This window comes from Arhodomonas sp. AD133, from assembly GCF_051195215.1.
In the GTDB taxonomy this organism is placed as follows: domain Bacteria; phylum Pseudomonadota; class Gammaproteobacteria; order Nitrococcales; family Nitrococcaceae; genus Arhodomonas.
The window spans coordinates 305,633-320,977 of the sequence record NZ_JBNAZM010000001.1; the positions used below are offsets into that span (position 1 = coordinate 305,633).

Sequence of the window (15,345 nt, forward strand, 5' to 3'; positions counted from 1 at the left end):
CGCGCCACGAATCACCGTGACGCGACGCGGAGCCCCACGGCCCCGCGTCGCGGACTCGCTCACATCGCCGCTTCCTTGGCCTGGGCAATCCACTCGTCGAACTGCTCCTGGTTGTCCTCGATCCACTCCTTGGCGTGCCGCTCCAGATCAGCCGCGCTGTCCTCACCCTCGTTCATGAGCGCGTTCTGGGCGAATATGTCCTCGATTGGAATACGCATGTTCTCCAGCAGGCTCCGAACCGCCGGATTGTCCTCCAGGAACGCCTTGTTGGCCACCGGCCGGATGTCGTTGGCCGGCCAGCCCATCTCGCAGGGGTCGTCCACACAGCCATTGACACCAGACAGCGTGGTGGCGTCTTCCAGCTCCTTCTGATCCGGCGGCAGGTCGGGCCGCGGCACTTCGAGCCACATCACGTCCTCGCCGGGCTTGAGCAGACCCACGGTCCAGTTCGGCGTCCAGGTATAGAAGAAGATGGGATCACCCTGCTCGTAGCGGCCCAATGCGTCTGCCATGGAGGCAGCGTAGCCGGCCTTGATGGGGTCGATGTGATCTCGCAGCTCATAGGCGTCGAGATGATGCGAGATGACCTTCTCGCAGCCCCATCCCGGCGGGCAGGCCACGAGGTCCGCCTTGCCGTTGCCGTCCGTGTCGAACAGCTCCTTGACCTCGGGTTTCTTGAAGTCCTCCAGGTTGGTGATGCCGTACTCCTGCTGGGTCTTCTTGTCGATCAGATACCCCTGCAGCGCACCACCCTCGGCCACGTAGCCAACGATCGTGGCACCGGGCTCGAACGCCTCCCGATACGTGTTGTGCAACGGGAACCAGCCATTGACCCAGAGGTCCACGTCGCCCTGGCCGACGGACTGGTAGAAGGGCGGGTTGTCGAGGGTGATGGGGCGATCGACCCGATACCCCAGCGCCTCGAGTGCCTGCGTGTAGACCTCCGTCTGGAACCAGCCGGTATCCCATGTGGCACGAGCCATCCTGACGGTCTTGCCCTCGCCTGGCAGCTCCTGCGCCAGGGTCACGCCGCCGCTGAACGCCAGCAAGGCCACGGCCAGCACGGACCAGACGACACCACTTATGTGTTTGCGTGCGGTATCCAACATGGTCACCTCCGTCACCTTCCTCTGCCTTACGACAGACTGCATCTCCGCGGAAAGGGCGGCGCGCCGATAGCGCCGCGCCCTCCTTCCCCTAGGAGCCTCGTTGTCCGCTTTCCTCCCCGCCTTGTTGCCGGTGTCCGTGATCCCAGCGCATGAGCACTTCGAGCAGGCGTCGGGGTCCCGGCCGTTCCGCGTGCGGATCACCCAGCGCCTGTGTGATTCGGTCGAGAATGATCGCGAGCAGCACGATGCCCACGCCGCCCACCGTCGCCGCCCCCACGTCGAGCCGCCCGAGCCCGGTATAGACCGTCAGACCAAGGCCGCCGGCGCCGATCAGGGCGGCGATCACCACCATGGACAGCGACAGCATCAACGTCTGGTTGAGGCCGGCCATGATGGTGCGCAGCGCCAGTGGCACCTGGATCTCCCAGAGCACCTGCCAGGAGCTGGCGCCGAAGGCGTAGCCCGCCTCCACCATCTCCGCCTGGACCTGACGGATCCCGAGATTCGTCAAGCGGATGATCGGCGGCAGCGCGAAGATAATGGTCGCGATCACACCGGGAACCAGCCCGACCCCGAAAAGCATCACGATGGGCACCAGGTACACGAACGGCGGGATCGTCTGCATGATGTCGAGAACCGGGCGGAGAACCGACGCGAAGCGGTCGCTCTTCGCGGCGACGATCCCCACCGGCACCCCCACGATGGTGCAGAAGATCACCGCCGTGAGGATCATGGCCAGGGTGGTCATGGTTTCCGACCAGGCGCCGATGAGGTCGATGGCGACCAGTCCGATAAGCGAGAAAATCGCGACACCGCGCCCCGCCGCCCACCAGGCGAACAGGCACACGACGATCACGAACACCGGAAACGGCACAGCCAGCAGGAACGTCTCCAGATTGTCCATGACCCGCGCCACGGGCCACTGGAGCGCCTGGAAAAAGCCCCGGAAATTGGGTACCAGCCAGCCCTTGATGAAGTCCTCGACCCAGACGTCGAGGGGAATCGTCACCCAATCCGACGGTTTCATGACTCGCCACCTCCCGCGCGCGCATCGGCCGGTTCGGACTCAGCGGCCGCGTCGGTTCCGGCGGCGGCGCTACCGCCGGCTTCCGAACCGTCGTCGCCACCGGCGAGCTGGGCGAACACATCCAGCGGATCGAGCACCCCACACAGCCGGTCATCCGCATCGATGACGGCAATCGGCAAACCGCGGGCACACAGCTCGTAGACCTCGTGGAGATGGTCATCCGGCCGGCATCGGGGAAACTCGACCACCATGACCTCGTCGAGAGCGTCCTCGGCGTGTTGATCCCGGAGCGCTTCCGCGCGCACCAGCCCTATCGGCACTCCCTGGGTGTCGACGACGTGGACGGCATTGGCACCGTACTCACGCAGCCTCTCCGATGCGGTATCCAGCGAATCCCGCTCGAGCACAAGCGGCTCGCGCCAGCGCATGAGCTTGGAAGCGGTGAATACCCGGCTGCGATCCACATCGCGGGTGAATGCGGCGACGTAGTCATCCGCCGGCGTCGCGACGATCTCCTCCGGGGTGCCGGTCTGAACGAATACACCGGCACGCATGATCGCAATCCGGTCGCCGAGGATCAGCGCCTCGTTGAGGTCATGGGTGATGAACACGATCGTCTTGTGCATGGAGCGCTGCAGGGTGAGCAGCTCGTCCTGCATATCCCGGCGAATCAGTGGATCGAGGGCGCTGAACGGTTCGTCCATAAGGAGGATATCGGTGTCGGCCGCCAGCGCCCGGGAAAGACCGACGCGTTGCTGCATGCCGCCACTGAGCTGCTGGGGCAGCGAATCCGCCCACTCGCGCAACCCCACCTGGGCCAGAACCTTCAACGCGCGCTCGCGCCGCTCGTCACGTCCCACACCACGCAGCTTCAATCCGAATGCGGCGTTCTCCGCCACGGTGCGATGTGGCAACAGGGCGAAGTGCTGGAAAACCATGCTCATCCGGTCGCGCCGCAGCGCCATGAGCTCCTGGCGGGACATTTGGGTGATCTCCTGCCCGGCTACTGTCACCTCACCCGCGGTGGGCTCGATCAAGCGATTCAGCATTCGGATCAGCGTCGACTTGCCGGAACCGGACAGCCCCATGACGACGAAGATCTCCCCCTCGGCGACATCGAAGGAAACGTCGTTGACACCGACGGTTACGCCGGTTTCCTCGAATATCCGCTCTTTCGTGTATCCCTGATCGAGTAGCTCGTACGCGGCGTCGAGATCGTCACCGAAGAACTTGTAAAGGCCGCGGACGGCAATCTTGCTGGTCATGGCGGTGGATCCGCTGTTGCCGGACAAGAGCAGCGCAAAGCGATTCCCGAAGCGCTTTGCATGTCCATGGGGAGAGCTGTGCACCCCGGACTGCCGAGTAATCGGCAGTGCGGTACCAGTGCATCCGGCGACCTGGCACACCCTAGGGCGGCCAGTGACTCGTGCGCGCGGCCAAGCAGTACCGACGCCCGCCACCGCGCTCGCACTCGGGGTCTGCTGACGATCATTCTGCCCCCCGTGGAGACAGCTGATATCTACCCACAAGTGTTGTCGTCAATTACCAAGAGGTCCAGCCGATTCGCCTGCGAACTCCTCGTCGCGTCCTCGTAACTCGTTGTTCGAGAAAGCGAAAGGCAGCCCATCATCGGCGGGCGGGCATCCATGAGAAAGGGGGCCCGAAGGCCCCCTTTTCCGGCTCACCGGCGTGGCGGTGAGATTGAGGGTTGGATTGCGTGTTCAGGTGGCCTCGCCATGGCCATGCTGACGCATCTCCATCAGCGACCAGATGGCATCCGCGCCGATCAATACACCGAAGATGATGTGGTTCCAGGTCGCCGCCATCGCCATCCCGGCGAAACCGAGCACGAAAGGCGCGAGGATCAACCACACACCGAGCACCAGATTGACCCATTCCTCCCACATGTACGGGCGCGCCAGCACGGCTGCCGCGAACACTGCAACGGCAATACCGATTATGACCGGATTCCAGACTACCGCGCCGCCGATCGCGGTCGAACCGAGCACGAACGGCGATACGATCATCCAGAGACCGAACAGCAACATCAACCAGTCACGCCAACGCTCACGCAACGTAGCCATACGCCACCTCCTAGCCGATGCCTCGGCATTTGGTCGATGAGCGTTCCTGGAGGCCCGGATTGTCAGTTACGTTCCCTGTTAGTAAATATAGGGCTTACTGGCGCAAAATCAAATAGCTACGAAACACGATCCAATCACATCGTGATTCCTCGGAAGCAAGCGCCCGGGACCGCCCCCCCCGAAGCACACCCGCCCCCTCAGGCGGCGTTGACGCAATCACGCCCCTGCGCCTTCGAACGGTACAGCGCAGTATCGACGCGATGCAGTACCGTCGGCAGCGTTTCCTGCTCACCGAGCTCGGTGACACCCACGCTGATGCTCACGTGGATATCCTCGCGACCGAACCGGATCGCCTTGTGCCGAACGGCCTCACGCATGGCCTCGGCGCGCTCGACGGCCTGCTCCCGCGAACACTCGCCAAGCACCACCAGGAACTCCTCGCCGCCCCAGCGGCACACGACATCGGATTCGCGCACGCTCTGGTGAAGCACCGTGGCCACCGCCCGGATGACCACGTCCCCGCCCTGATGGCCATAGGTGTCATTGATCGTCTTGAAATGGTCGATATCGACGCTCACCACGGACACGGCTCCGTTCTGACGCCGCACCTGTTTGACCAGTTGCTCGAACAGGATGTCGAAGACCTGACGGTTCGCCGCGCCGGTGAGCCGATCCCGCGTCGCCATCTCCTCCAGGCCACGCTGATAGCCGCGGACCGTGAAATGCGCCACGGTGAGCACCAGTACGGTCACCCCCAGTGCCAACAGCGTATTGAACAGGAACGTGTACCACAGACGGGCCTCGCCCGGGGTCTCGGACTGCTCGACAATGAGGTACCAGTCGAACTCTGGAACCAGGCGGCTGTTCACATACACCAGCGCTCCGTCCGGCCGTGTATAGCTCAGCGACGTACTCGGGTTGGCGAGAATGCGGGTGGCGAATCGCCCGAGGCCGGCCCGGTCGTGGAGGCGTTCGGCGCCGGTGAAGCTTTCGCCGTGCAGCGTGACGCCGCCCTGTCGGTCGACGAAATACACCTGTCGCCCGTAACGCTCTTCGTAAGTCTCGATGAGCCGTGCCACAGCGTTGACCGATAACCCGATACCGATGGCACCGAGATAGTCGCCGTCGTCGTCGGTGAGCCGGTGATTGATGAAAATGCTCACCCGGGTGCGATCGGCGGTATCGCTGTCGATATTGATCTCGTAGGGCGCATTCATCTCCCGGACCCGGAAATACCAGGCATCAGCCGGATCGTCCGGATCGACTGTCTTGATGACCCCCGTGGGGTGATAATAGCGGCGCGTCCGGTCGGAGACGAAGAACGCCGTAATCGTGTCGTAGCGTTCCTGGATCGCGGCGAGGTAGCGGGTCATGCGCCGGGGATCTTTCTCGCCATCCAGGGTCCAGTCACGTACGAACGTGTCGTGCGCCATCAGCGAGGCGATCAGCGTGGAGCGGACCAGATCGCGCTGAATCTCCGAGTAGATGTTGTCACTGGTCAGCGGCAGCGTCTGCTCGGCGATCTGATCGGTCAGGGAATCGTGCGCGACGAAGTAGCTGATCGCGCTGGTCGCGACGAATCCAACGCTCAACAGAACCGCCAGAGCGACCGCGAAATAGAGCTTCTTGCGCTGCACGTATTGGTTATCCGTTGTTCGGGCTGCGACCTATCGCGAGTGCGCCGCGGTTCCTCCCCCCGCCGCAGGTGCCCCACGGCGAATGCGTCCAGCATCACGACAGGGCCGGGAACCCCGGCAACGCCGCACTCGGGTCTATCGCCTCGTCAGCGCCGGTTTCCACGGCATCGAGCGGATCCATTGCGCCTTCGCGCTCACCGGTCGTCGCGGCGTCGGCGGCCAGGGCACGGAAGTCGAACAGATCGGCATCGGCGAGATGGGACGGCTGTACGTTCTGTAGCGCACGGAAGATATTGGTCAGCCGCTTGGGGTCTTCCGCCTGCCAGGCCCGGAGCATTTCCTTGATCTTCTGACGCTTGAGATTGGTCTGGGAGCCGCAGAGATTGCACGGGATAATGGGAAACGCCTTCAGCTCACTGTAGCGCTCGGTATACGTTTCCGGCACGTAGGCGAGTGGCCGGATCACCACGTGACGGCCGTCATTGCTGCGCAGCTTCGGCGGCATGGTCGACAAACGGCCGCCGTAGAACAGGTTCAGAAAGAGCGTTTCGAGGATGTCATCACGATGATGGCCAAGGGCGATCTTGGTAATGCCCATCTCCTCCGCGGCACCGTAGAGAATACCGCGACGCAGCCGCGAGCACAGGCTGCACATCGTCTTGCCCTCGGGAATCACACGCTTGACCGTGCTGTAGGTATCCCGCTCCAGGATACGGTACTGCACCCCCAGCCCATCGAGATACTCGGGCAGAACGTGCTCCGGGAAACCGGGCTGCTTCTGGTCGAGGTTCACCGCCACCAGCTCGAAGCGTACCGGCGCACGCTGCTGGAGCAAACGCAACACCTCCAGCAGCGTGTAGGAATCCTTGCCGCCGGAGAGGCACACCATCACGCGGTCACCCTCCTCGATCATGGTGTAATCGCGGATGGCGTTGCCGGTGAGATAAGTCAGGCGCTTCTCGAGAGTCTTGAGGTTCATGCCCATCGTTCGATCGCCGGTGCAGTAAGGCGGTTACGAGACCCTGTGCCTCGACAATGCGACGCACTTCCGGTTCAGCAGGCCGAAGTGTAACACCGCGCCGTTCTCACGATCAGAAGGATCGCCGTGCTGCCACGTGCCGCAATTCTCGCCAGGACCGGACGTGCGCGACCTTGTTGATCCGGGAGACTAATGCCGCCAGAACGCCGGCGTGAACAGCACCAGCAGCGTGAACACTTCCAGCCGGCCGAGCAGCATCGCGAAGACCGCGAGCCATTTCACGAACTCCGGCACGTCCGCGAAGTTACTCGCCACCGTCCCCAGCCCGGGCCCCACCAGGTTGATCGTCGCCATTACCGCGCCGAAGGCGCTCTCCAGATCGAGGCCGGCGGCCATCATCAGCGCCGTGAGCACCAGCGACGACAACACGTAGAGCGTATAGAAGCCCCACACGGAGTTCATCACGCTCTCCGGCACCGGCTTGTTCCCCAGTTTCACCGGCATCTTCGCGCGCGGATGGATCAACAGGAACGACTCGTGCACGCCCTGCTTGTACAGCAGCACAATGCGCACGACCTTCATCCCGCCGGCCGTCGAGCCGGCGCAGCCGCCGATGAACCCGATGGCGGCGATCAACAGCGGAATGTAAAGGGGCCATTGGGCGAAGCCCGCGGTGGTGTAACCGGTGGTGGTGATGATGGAAATCACGTGGAACACCGCATCCCGCATCGACTCACCAGCGCTGGTGTAAGCACCGGTCAGCCAGAGTGTGGCGGCGATGAGGGCGGCAAAAGCCACGATCAGCACGAGATAGGCGCGCGTTTCCGTATCCCGCCAGTAGTACCGTGGATCCCGCCCCCGCCAGACGAGAAAGTGCATCGCGAAGTTCACCCCGCCGAGCAGCATGAACACGTTGGCCACCGTCTCCACGGCGAAGCTGTCGTAGTAGCCCAGGCTGGCATCGTGGGGAGAATACCCCCCGGTGGCGATCGTGCTGAAGGAGTGCGCGATCGCGTCGAAGACCGTCATTCCCGTCCACCAGTAGGCGACGGCGCAGACGACGGTCAGCCCCAGATAGACATACCACAGCGTCCGCGCCGTATGCATGATGCGCGGTGTCAGTTTGTCGTCCTTCATGGGGCCCGGCGTCTCGGCGCGATAGAGCTGCATGCCACCGACGCCGAGCATCGGAATGATCGCCACGGCGAGAACGATGACGCCGAGTCCGCCGAGCCACTGCAGCTGCTGACGGTGATAGAGCACCGAGGGTGGAAGCCCGTCCAGGCCGATGATCACGGTGGCACCGGTCGTGGTGAACCCGGAAACCGCCTCGAACACGGCGTCGGTGAGGTCGAGATGCGGGCCGAGCATGAAGGGCACCGCACCGAACAGCCCGAGCACGGTCCAGAACAGTGCCACGACCAGAAAGCCGTCGCGCGTACGCAGTTCCCCCTGGAAGTTCCGCACCGGCATCCATAGCGCCAGACCCGTGGCGAGCGTCAGCGCGAAGGTAGCCCCGAACACCCCGGCCTGACCGTCGTCCGTGAGCAGCGATACCACCACCGGCGGCAATGCCGTCACGCTGAAGAGCATCAGCAGCAAGCCGATGAGGCGTTGGATCACGGCCCATTTCATACGCTCACAACACGCTTCGCCATTGCGCCGATCACCCCGCCCGTACGCGCCAGTGCTGCTTCATGAGAGTAAAGCGACAATCGATGGCATGTTACCGGATCGCCCGGACATGGCGCGGCATTATGGGTCTTAGCGGCACATGAATCCACCCGCGCCGACCAGCCCCGCGGTGCTCGGTAAAGCGTCGGTAACCCCTGTGCCATGACCCTGCCATCTGCCGCCGCCACCCTGCGGGAAACAGCAGCCGAGTACGCAGGGAATGCCCGAGACGATGCCAGGCAACGATCCGGAAGTCGCCGCGACCCCGCGGTTCGCGGTGGAGATGGCCAGCACGCGTGCCGCCGTGGCCGAGGCACAGCGGCTACGCTACCACGTCTTCGCCGAAGAGCTCGGCGCCACCGTTCACACGGAGCAACCCGGCCACGAATGCGATACCTACGATGCGTTCTGCCGTCACCTGCTCGTGCGCGACACCCAAAGCGCCGAGGTGGTCGCGTGCAGCCGGATACTCGACGGTGAAACCGCCGCAACCGCAGGCGGCTTCTATTCGGAAAGCGAATTCCACATGCACGCGATCAGGCGGCTGCCCGGACGGCTCATGGAGCTCGGCCGTACCTGCGTGGCCCCCGGCTATCGTGGCGGCGCGACCATCGCCGCACTCTGGTCCGGGCTGGCCCGCCACATCGTCGAAGAAGCGTACGACTACCTCATCGGCTGCGCCAGCATCCCCGCCACCGACGGCGGCGCCGAGGCGGCTGCGATCATGCAGCGGTTGCGACGGCGGCACATGACGCCTGACGGACTTCGCGTGCAGCCCCGCACCCCCTTGCCCGCGAATGTCCGCCACCTCACCGGCTCGGTGCGCATGCCGGCGCTGTTGCGGACCTATCTCGCCCTCGGGGCCCAGGTGTGCGGCGAACCCTGCTGGGACCCGGAGTTCCGCGTCGCCGACGTGTTCATCCTGGTGGACACGCGTTCGCTGTCGGCGCGCTACGTGCGCCATTTCCTGCGCGTGGACGCCACCGCCATACCGCGCGGCGCCAACGCTGAACCGGCGTTGCACACGCGCTCATGAGCGTGGCCGCCGACGACGGCGCAGCGACGTCGCGGCCCGCCATGACCTCACCCGTAAACGCGCCTGCTTGATGTAGAATTCGCACGCTCAACCAACCGTGCCGGAGCGCATCATGCAGCATCAGGTCGACCGTCTGCTCGACCAGGCCAACGGAGTCATTCTCGGCAAGGAACGTCAGCTGCGCCTCGCGGTAGCGTGCGTGGTCGCCGGCGGCCATCTTCTCATCGAAGACCTGCCCGGCGTGGGCAAGACCACCCTCGCCCATCTGCTGGCACGCCTGCTCGGGCTCGAAATGCACCGTGTGCAGTTCACCAGCGACCTTCTGCCGGCGGACATTCTCGGCGCCTCCGTCTACGACCGCGACCGCGGTTGCTTCGAATTCCACGCCGGTCCGGTATTCACCCAGCTACTGCTCGCCGACGAGGTCAACCGCGCGACACCGAAAACGCAAAGCGCCCTGCTCGAGGCCATGGAAGAACACCAGGCCACCGTGGACGGCATCAGCCGGCGACTGCCCGAACCGTTTTTCGTGATCGCCACACAGAACCCCGGCTCGCAGACCGGCACGTATCCACTGCCCGAATCCCAGCTCGACCGTTTCCTGCTCAGCCTTGAGATGGGGTATCCCGACCACGCCGCCGAGCGCGAGCTGTTGCAGGGAGCCGACCGCCGCGCGCTGATCGACGGGCTGGATTCACTCCTCGACGCCGAGGCGCTGCTCGCGCTACGCCAGCAGGCGCGTGAAATCCACGTGGCAAACGCTTTGATCGATTACGTCCAGGCCCTTCTGAAACGTACCCGCACCGCCGACGCCCGCGGCCCCGGTCTTTCCCCGCGCGCCGGGCTCGCGCTGGTTCATGCCGCCCAGGCCTGGGCCCTGGTGGGTGGCGACACTGCCGTCCTGCCCGAGCACATTCAGGCAGTCTTTCCGCATGTCGCCGCGCACCGACTGCAGACCGGCAGCATGGGCCTGGCAACGGCACGCGAAGCCAGCGAGCGGTTGCTCGCAGACGTCGCGATCCCCTGACATGGAGCTTCCCAAGGCGATTCACCGGTTCCTGGCACGCCGCCGGGGCGATACCCGTGGCCGGGTGACCCTGCGTTATCGCCAGCTCTACATCCTGCCCACCGCCCAGGGCTGGCTCTTCGCGGTATTACTGTTCACGCTCTGGCTCGCGGCGACCAATTACCGGCTCAACCTCGGCTTCGCGCTCACGTTCCTGCTCACCGGCATCGCCCTGGTGGCCATGCACCATTGCTATCGCAATCTCGCCGGAGTGACCGTGGTACCGGCCGACGCGTCACCGACATGGGCCGGGGAAACCGCGTACTTTCCGTTGTCGCTGGAGAATGCCGCGCGCAAGCGACGCGTCGCCATCGCCGCGGACGCCGGTCACGGCGTCGTCACCATCGACGTACTTCCGGACGACACCGCCGTGCTCCACGTGCCGGTGACCGCCGGACGCCGCGGGCGCCTGCACCCCGGCCGGGTTCGCATCGAAAGCCGCCAGCCGACAGGTTTGTTCCGGACGTGGAGCTGGCTGGAACCGGCGGTGGAAGCGGTGGTGTACCCGCGCCCGGAAGCGCCGGCACCGGCGCTTCCTGAGAATGCACCTGGCGCCGCGAGCGGCGTGCGCGGTACCGCCGCCGGCGATGACGATTTCCAGGGACTGCGCGGGTATCGTCCCGGCGACCCCGTGCAGCGCATTGCCTGGAAGGCCACGACCGCCGCGGAGCTCCAGGTGAAGGTCTTCGCCGGCAGCCCGGGCGCCGAACGCTGGCTCGACTGGCAGGCCACGGCCGGTCTCGGCACGGAAGCCCGTCTGCAGCGCCTTGCCGCCTGGGTGGAAACAGCCGACCGTAGCGGCGCCCGATACGGGCTGCGCCTGCCGACGGTGGTAATCCCCCCCGGCGAGGGGCCGGTGCACCGCCACCGCTGTCTCGAAGCCCTGGCGGTGTTTCCGGCATGAGGGATACCAGGGCCGTTGATCGCCGCAGCCTGCTGTGGGCGCTGATAGTCGCGGCGGCGGTGCTGGCGCCGCACCTGCTGCGCTTGCCGCCGGCTCTCACCGCGGGGATTGCGCTGGTGCTGGCGTGGCGGCTTGCCGCTGGCTTCCGCGGCTTGCGCCTGCCCGGACGCTGGTTGCTCACGGCGCTGACCGCCGGCGGCGTCGCTCTCGTGTTCGGTCACTACGGCACTATCGTGGGCCCGGCAGCCGGTGTCGCGCTGCTCGCGCTCATGACCTCGCTCAAGCTGCTGGAGCTGCGTGGCCGCCGGGATCTGCGCGTCATCGTGTACCTGGCCTTCTTCCTCGTACTCACCCAGTTCATCTTCAGCCAGTCCCTGCTCATGGCCGCCTACCTGCTCATCGTGAGCTGGATGGGTGTTGCGCTGCTGGTCGCCGCCAACCGACCCACCGGCGAGGGGCTGACGGCGGCCGACGGCCGCACGGCCGGATCTCTGATGCTGCAGGCGCTGCCCATCATGGCGATTCTGTTCGTGCTGTTCCCGCGTCTGCCCGGCCCCTTGTGGGCACTGCCAGAGCCCGAGGGCGCGGGGGTCACGGGGCTGAGCGACCGCATGTCCCCGGGTTCCATCAGTCAGCTCAGCGAGTCCGACGCGGTGGCGTTCCGCGTGCGATTCGACGATGAAGTGCCCCCGCGCGAGGCGCGCTACTGGCGTGGCCCGGTGCTGGACGCCTACGACGGCACGACCTGGACCCGGGGCGCCCGCGATGCGGAGCCCCCCCGGGTCAGCGTCTCGGGCACACCGGTGGATTACGAGCTCACCTTGAAGCCCCACGCCAAACGCTGGCTACTCGCCCTGGACCTGCCCGTGAACGTGGATGGCGCCGCCACCCGGACCGACGCCTACGAATACCTTGCCTCGACGCCGGTGCACGAGCTCCGTCGATACCAGGGGCGCTCCTATGGCGACTACCGGCTGCAACCGGATCTCTCCGGCGAGGCGCGACGCCGCTATACGTCACTGCCGGACCGCCAGCACCCTCGCGCGCGGGCACTCGCCCGGCGTCTGTCAAACGGCAGGACGCCGTCGGCGACCATTGACGCCACAATCGAGTGGCTGAGGGCGCGCGCCTTCGTCTACACGCTGCGCCCGGGAGCCATCGAAGGGGATACCGTAGACCGCTTCCTGTTCGAGACCCGGCGCGGCTTCTGCGAGCACTACGCCGGCGCGTTCGCCGTGCTCATGCGCGCGGCGGGAATCCCGGCGCGGGTGGTTACCGGCTACCTCGGAGGCGAGCGCAACCCGGGAACGGATTACTTCGTCGTGCGCCAGTCGGACGCTCACGCGTGGGTAGAGGTATGGACCGGAGAAACCGGCTGGCAGCGGATCGACCCGACCGCCGCCGTCGCACCAGCCCGCGTGAGCGGTGGACTCGGCGCCGCCGTTCCCGAAAGCGACCCGGTTCCGTTGATGGCTCGTGGCACACCCGGTATGGCACGCGAGCTGCGCCTGCTCTGGGACCGGATGGACGCCATGTGGAACAACTGGGTACTCGCCTACGGGCCCCAGCTCCAACGCGACCTGCTCGGTAACCTGGGGCTGCGCGGAGCGTTGGAGATAGCGCTGGCGACGGCGGCGGCGCTCGCGGTGTCACTGCTCGTCCTCGCGGTGTGGACGCTGCGCCCGGGCCGCGCGATCGCCCGCGATCCGGTGCAGCGCGTCTGGCAACGCTACTGTCGTCGGCTGGCCGCCGTGGGGTTGGAGCCCGGACCGAGCGACGGCCCCCATACACTGCTCGCACGGGTTCGCCGCGACCGTCCCGACCTCGCCGACGCCGCCGCGGCCATCACGGATCTGTACGTACGGCTGCGCTATCGCAGCGAGGGAGGAACGCCGGAACGGCGGGCGCTTCGGCGACAGGTCAGGCGCTTTCGTCCGCGTCGCCGGCGAATGCCTCGACGATGGCAGGGTCCGCGGCAACCGCCTCCAGCGTGATGCCATCCAGGAAGTCGTAGATGTGCCCCGAAAGCTCGCGCCAGAGGCCGTGGGTGAGGCAATGCTCGCCGCTTCCCTCCGGCTCGGCCTCCGGGTCGTCCACCGCCGCCACCACTTCGGCGATGCTGATCGCCCCCGGCGCCCGGGCCAGCCGGTAGCCGCCCCCCGGTCCGCGCATGCCGGCGACCAGCCCGGCTCGTCGCAGCGACGCGAACAGCTGTTCGAGATAGGACAGCGAGATGCCCTGGCTCTCGCCGATATCGGCCAGGGCGGTGGGAGTGTCACTCCCACGCAGCGCGAGCACCGCCATGGCGGTAACGGCGTAGCGCGCCTTGGTGGTGAGCTTCATGGTGTCTCCGCGACTACTTCGTCAGTCCGCCGCGGTGGATCAGCAACCGCTCCAGCGACGGGCCTCGGGCCGGCGCGCCACGGGCGCATCCCGCTCGGCGACGAACGCATGCCCTTCACCCAGACAATAGCGCAGCCAGCGGTTGAGGAAGCGGTTCGCCTCCCAGCGCCAGGTCAGCGTTCCAGGCCGTGGCGGCACCCGGCCGGCCCACTGCCGGAACCCCGACAGCCGTGACTCCGGCAGCACCTCGGCGACCCGGGCATCGTGGTACACCCGCACCTTCAGGTCCGGCGCGCGCTCGGACTCGTCGCCGGCGTCGAACCAGTGGGTCAGCAGCACGCTGGTCGTGTAGGCACAGCGCTCGAGCACCCGCAGGTGAAGGTCGGGGGTACCGGGCACCCGCGAAACGACACAGTCCCCATTGCGATCCGGCTCCGGCAGCAGCCGCCGCATGAAGATGTAGTTGTTCTCATAGAGCTCCATGAGCGCCGCGAAGCTGCGGTCCGCCCCGGTCTCCAGAGGATTGTGCGTCGTCTCGAAGATCATGCGGCGGATAGTATCACAGCGCCCCGCCTCGGCAGAGAGGCGCTCGACGAAGGTGTCGACCGGACCGCAGACCAATGGTCTATGTGGCAAGCCACGATATTTTTTAATACAGTCGCCGTCGCAGTTGCCGGGTGTGAATGATCGTCGTGGCGATCTCCTCGATGGACATGATCGTGGTCTCGGCCACGGGCAGTTTTTCACGCTGAAAGAGTCCTTCGGCACGCGCGACTTCGTACTGACACTGGCGCAGCGAGGCGTATCGGCTGTCGGGCCGGCGTTCGGCACGAATGCGCGAGAGCCGCTCCGGACGGATGGTCAGGGCATAGAGCTTGCGGCGATGCGGGCGGAGTATGGACGGCAGGCGTCCGCCGAGGAGGTCCTCCTCGGTAAGGGGATAGTTGGCGGCATAGATGCCGTACTGCAGGGCGAGATAGATACAGGTCGGCGTCTTGCCCGAGCGCGAGACGCCCACGAGAATGACATCGGCCTGGTCGTACTGGCGAACCACCGCACCGTCGTCGTGTGACAACGCGTAATTCATGGCATCGATGCGTACGTCGTACAGACGGTTGTCGACCATGCCGTGGGAACGCCCGATAGTGTGGCTGGAGCGCTCGCCGAGCTCATCCTCCAGGGGGGCGATGAAGGTGTCGAAGAAGTCGAACAGAAGCGCGTCCGCCTGGTGAATCCGGTCACGGAGGTCGGCATCGATCACGGTAGTGAATACGATAGAGCGCGCACCGTTTTGCCGGTTCGCCTCTTCGACGCGCTGAACGGCGGCCTCGGCGCGTTCCAGGCTGTCGACGAACGGCAGTGTGACCTGGTCGAAGTCGGTGCTGAACTGCGTAAGAAGGCTGTGACCGAGCGTCTCGGCGGTTATGCCGGTGCGGTCGGAGATGAAGAAGACCGTGCGTTTTCCTGTCATCCTCGCCTCGCGGGG

14 protein-coding genes are annotated in these 15,345 nt (G+C 65.7%); 4 read left to right on the forward strand and 10 right to left on the reverse strand.

What is annotated here, in order from left to right:
• Positions 1 to 59 precede the first annotated feature (59 nt).
• From proX to ACPEES_RS01275, 7 genes are all read right to left on the reverse strand, one after another.
• Complete coding sequence (gene proX, locus ACPEES_RS01245) at positions 60 to 1,109, reverse strand: glycine betaine/L-proline ABC transporter substrate-binding protein ProX (protein ID WP_435100114.1); 1,050 nt, start codon at positions 1,107 to 1,109, stop codon at positions 60 to 62.
• Between the two features lie 88 nt (positions 1,110 to 1,197).
• On the reverse strand, positions 1,198 to 2,136 hold the full coding sequence (locus tag ACPEES_RS01250; RefSeq protein ID WP_435100117.1) for an ABC transporter permease: 939 nt from the start codon (positions 2,134 to 2,136) through the stop codon (positions 1,198 to 1,200).
• Positions 2,133 to 3,401, reverse strand: a complete 1,269-nt coding sequence (locus ACPEES_RS01255; RefSeq protein WP_435100120.1) for a quaternary amine ABC transporter ATP-binding protein — start codon at positions 3,399 to 3,401, stop codon at positions 2,133 to 2,135. The genes ACPEES_RS01250 and ACPEES_RS01255 overlap by 4 nt, the downstream gene beginning before the upstream one ends.
• A 456-nt stretch (positions 3,402 to 3,857) precedes the next feature.
• Positions 3,858 to 4,220: an SPW repeat protein gene (locus ACPEES_RS01260; protein ID WP_435100123.1), complete on the reverse strand. Its 363-nt coding sequence runs from the start codon at positions 4,218 to 4,220 to the stop codon at positions 3,858 to 3,860.
• 197 nt (positions 4,221 to 4,417) lie between these two features.
• On the reverse strand, positions 4,418 to 5,857 hold the full coding sequence (locus ACPEES_RS01265; RefSeq protein WP_435100126.1) for a sensor domain-containing diguanylate cyclase: 1,440 nt from the start codon (positions 5,855 to 5,857) through the stop codon (positions 4,418 to 4,420).
• Between the two features lie 94 nt (positions 5,858 to 5,951).
• On the reverse strand, positions 5,952 to 6,836 hold the full coding sequence (ttcA, locus tag ACPEES_RS01270; protein ID WP_435100129.1) for a tRNA 2-thiocytidine(32) synthetase TtcA: 885 nt from the start codon (positions 6,834 to 6,836) through the stop codon (positions 5,952 to 5,954).
• 189 nt (positions 6,837 to 7,025) lie between these two features.
• Positions 7,026 to 8,471, reverse strand: coding sequence for a TrkH family potassium uptake protein (locus tag ACPEES_RS01275; protein ID WP_435100132.1), 1,446 nt, complete (start codon positions 8,469 to 8,471; stop codon positions 7,026 to 7,028).
• 259 nt (positions 8,472 to 8,730) lie between these two features.
• On the opposite strand from ACPEES_RS01275, the gene ACPEES_RS01280 reads away from it, so the two are divergent.
• From ACPEES_RS01280 to ACPEES_RS01295, 4 genes are all read left to right on the forward strand, one after another.
• Entirely contained in the window at positions 8,731 to 9,546 is an 816-nt protein-coding gene (locus ACPEES_RS01280; protein WP_435100135.1) for a GNAT family N-acetyltransferase, read from the forward strand.
• Between the two features lie 112 nt (positions 9,547 to 9,658).
• Positions 9,659 to 10,573, forward strand: a complete 915-nt coding sequence (locus ACPEES_RS01285; protein ID WP_435100138.1) for an AAA family ATPase — start codon at positions 9,659 to 9,661, stop codon at positions 10,571 to 10,573.
• 1 nt (position 10,574) lies between these two features.
• Entirely contained in the window at positions 10,575 to 11,516 is a 942-nt protein-coding gene (locus ACPEES_RS01290) for a DUF58 domain-containing protein (protein WP_435100141.1), read from the forward strand.
• On the forward strand, positions 11,513 to 13,510 hold the full coding sequence (locus ACPEES_RS01295) for a transglutaminase TgpA family protein (protein WP_435100144.1): 1,998 nt from the start codon (positions 11,513 to 11,515) through the stop codon (positions 13,508 to 13,510). Before ACPEES_RS01290 ends, ACPEES_RS01295 begins: the two co-directional genes overlap by 4 nt.
• Here ACPEES_RS01295 and ACPEES_RS01300 read toward each other — a convergent pair.
• From ACPEES_RS01300 to ppsR, 3 genes are all read right to left on the reverse strand, one after another.
• Complete coding sequence (locus tag ACPEES_RS01300; protein WP_435100147.1) at positions 13,437 to 13,859, reverse strand: Rrf2 family transcriptional regulator; 423 nt, start codon at positions 13,857 to 13,859, stop codon at positions 13,437 to 13,439. The two genes, ACPEES_RS01295 and ACPEES_RS01300, sit on opposite strands and share 74 nt — an antisense overlap.
• Before the next feature lie 39 nt (positions 13,860 to 13,898).
• On the reverse strand, positions 13,899 to 14,405 hold the full coding sequence (locus ACPEES_RS01305; protein ID WP_435100150.1) for a DUF1249 domain-containing protein: 507 nt from the start codon (positions 14,403 to 14,405) through the stop codon (positions 13,899 to 13,901).
• 103 nt (positions 14,406 to 14,508) lie between these two features.
• Positions 14,509 to 15,330, reverse strand: coding sequence for a posphoenolpyruvate synthetase regulatory kinase/phosphorylase PpsR (gene ppsR, locus ACPEES_RS01310; protein WP_435100153.1), 822 nt, complete (start codon positions 15,328 to 15,330; stop codon positions 14,509 to 14,511).
• Positions 15,331 to 15,345: the final 15 nt, after the last annotated feature.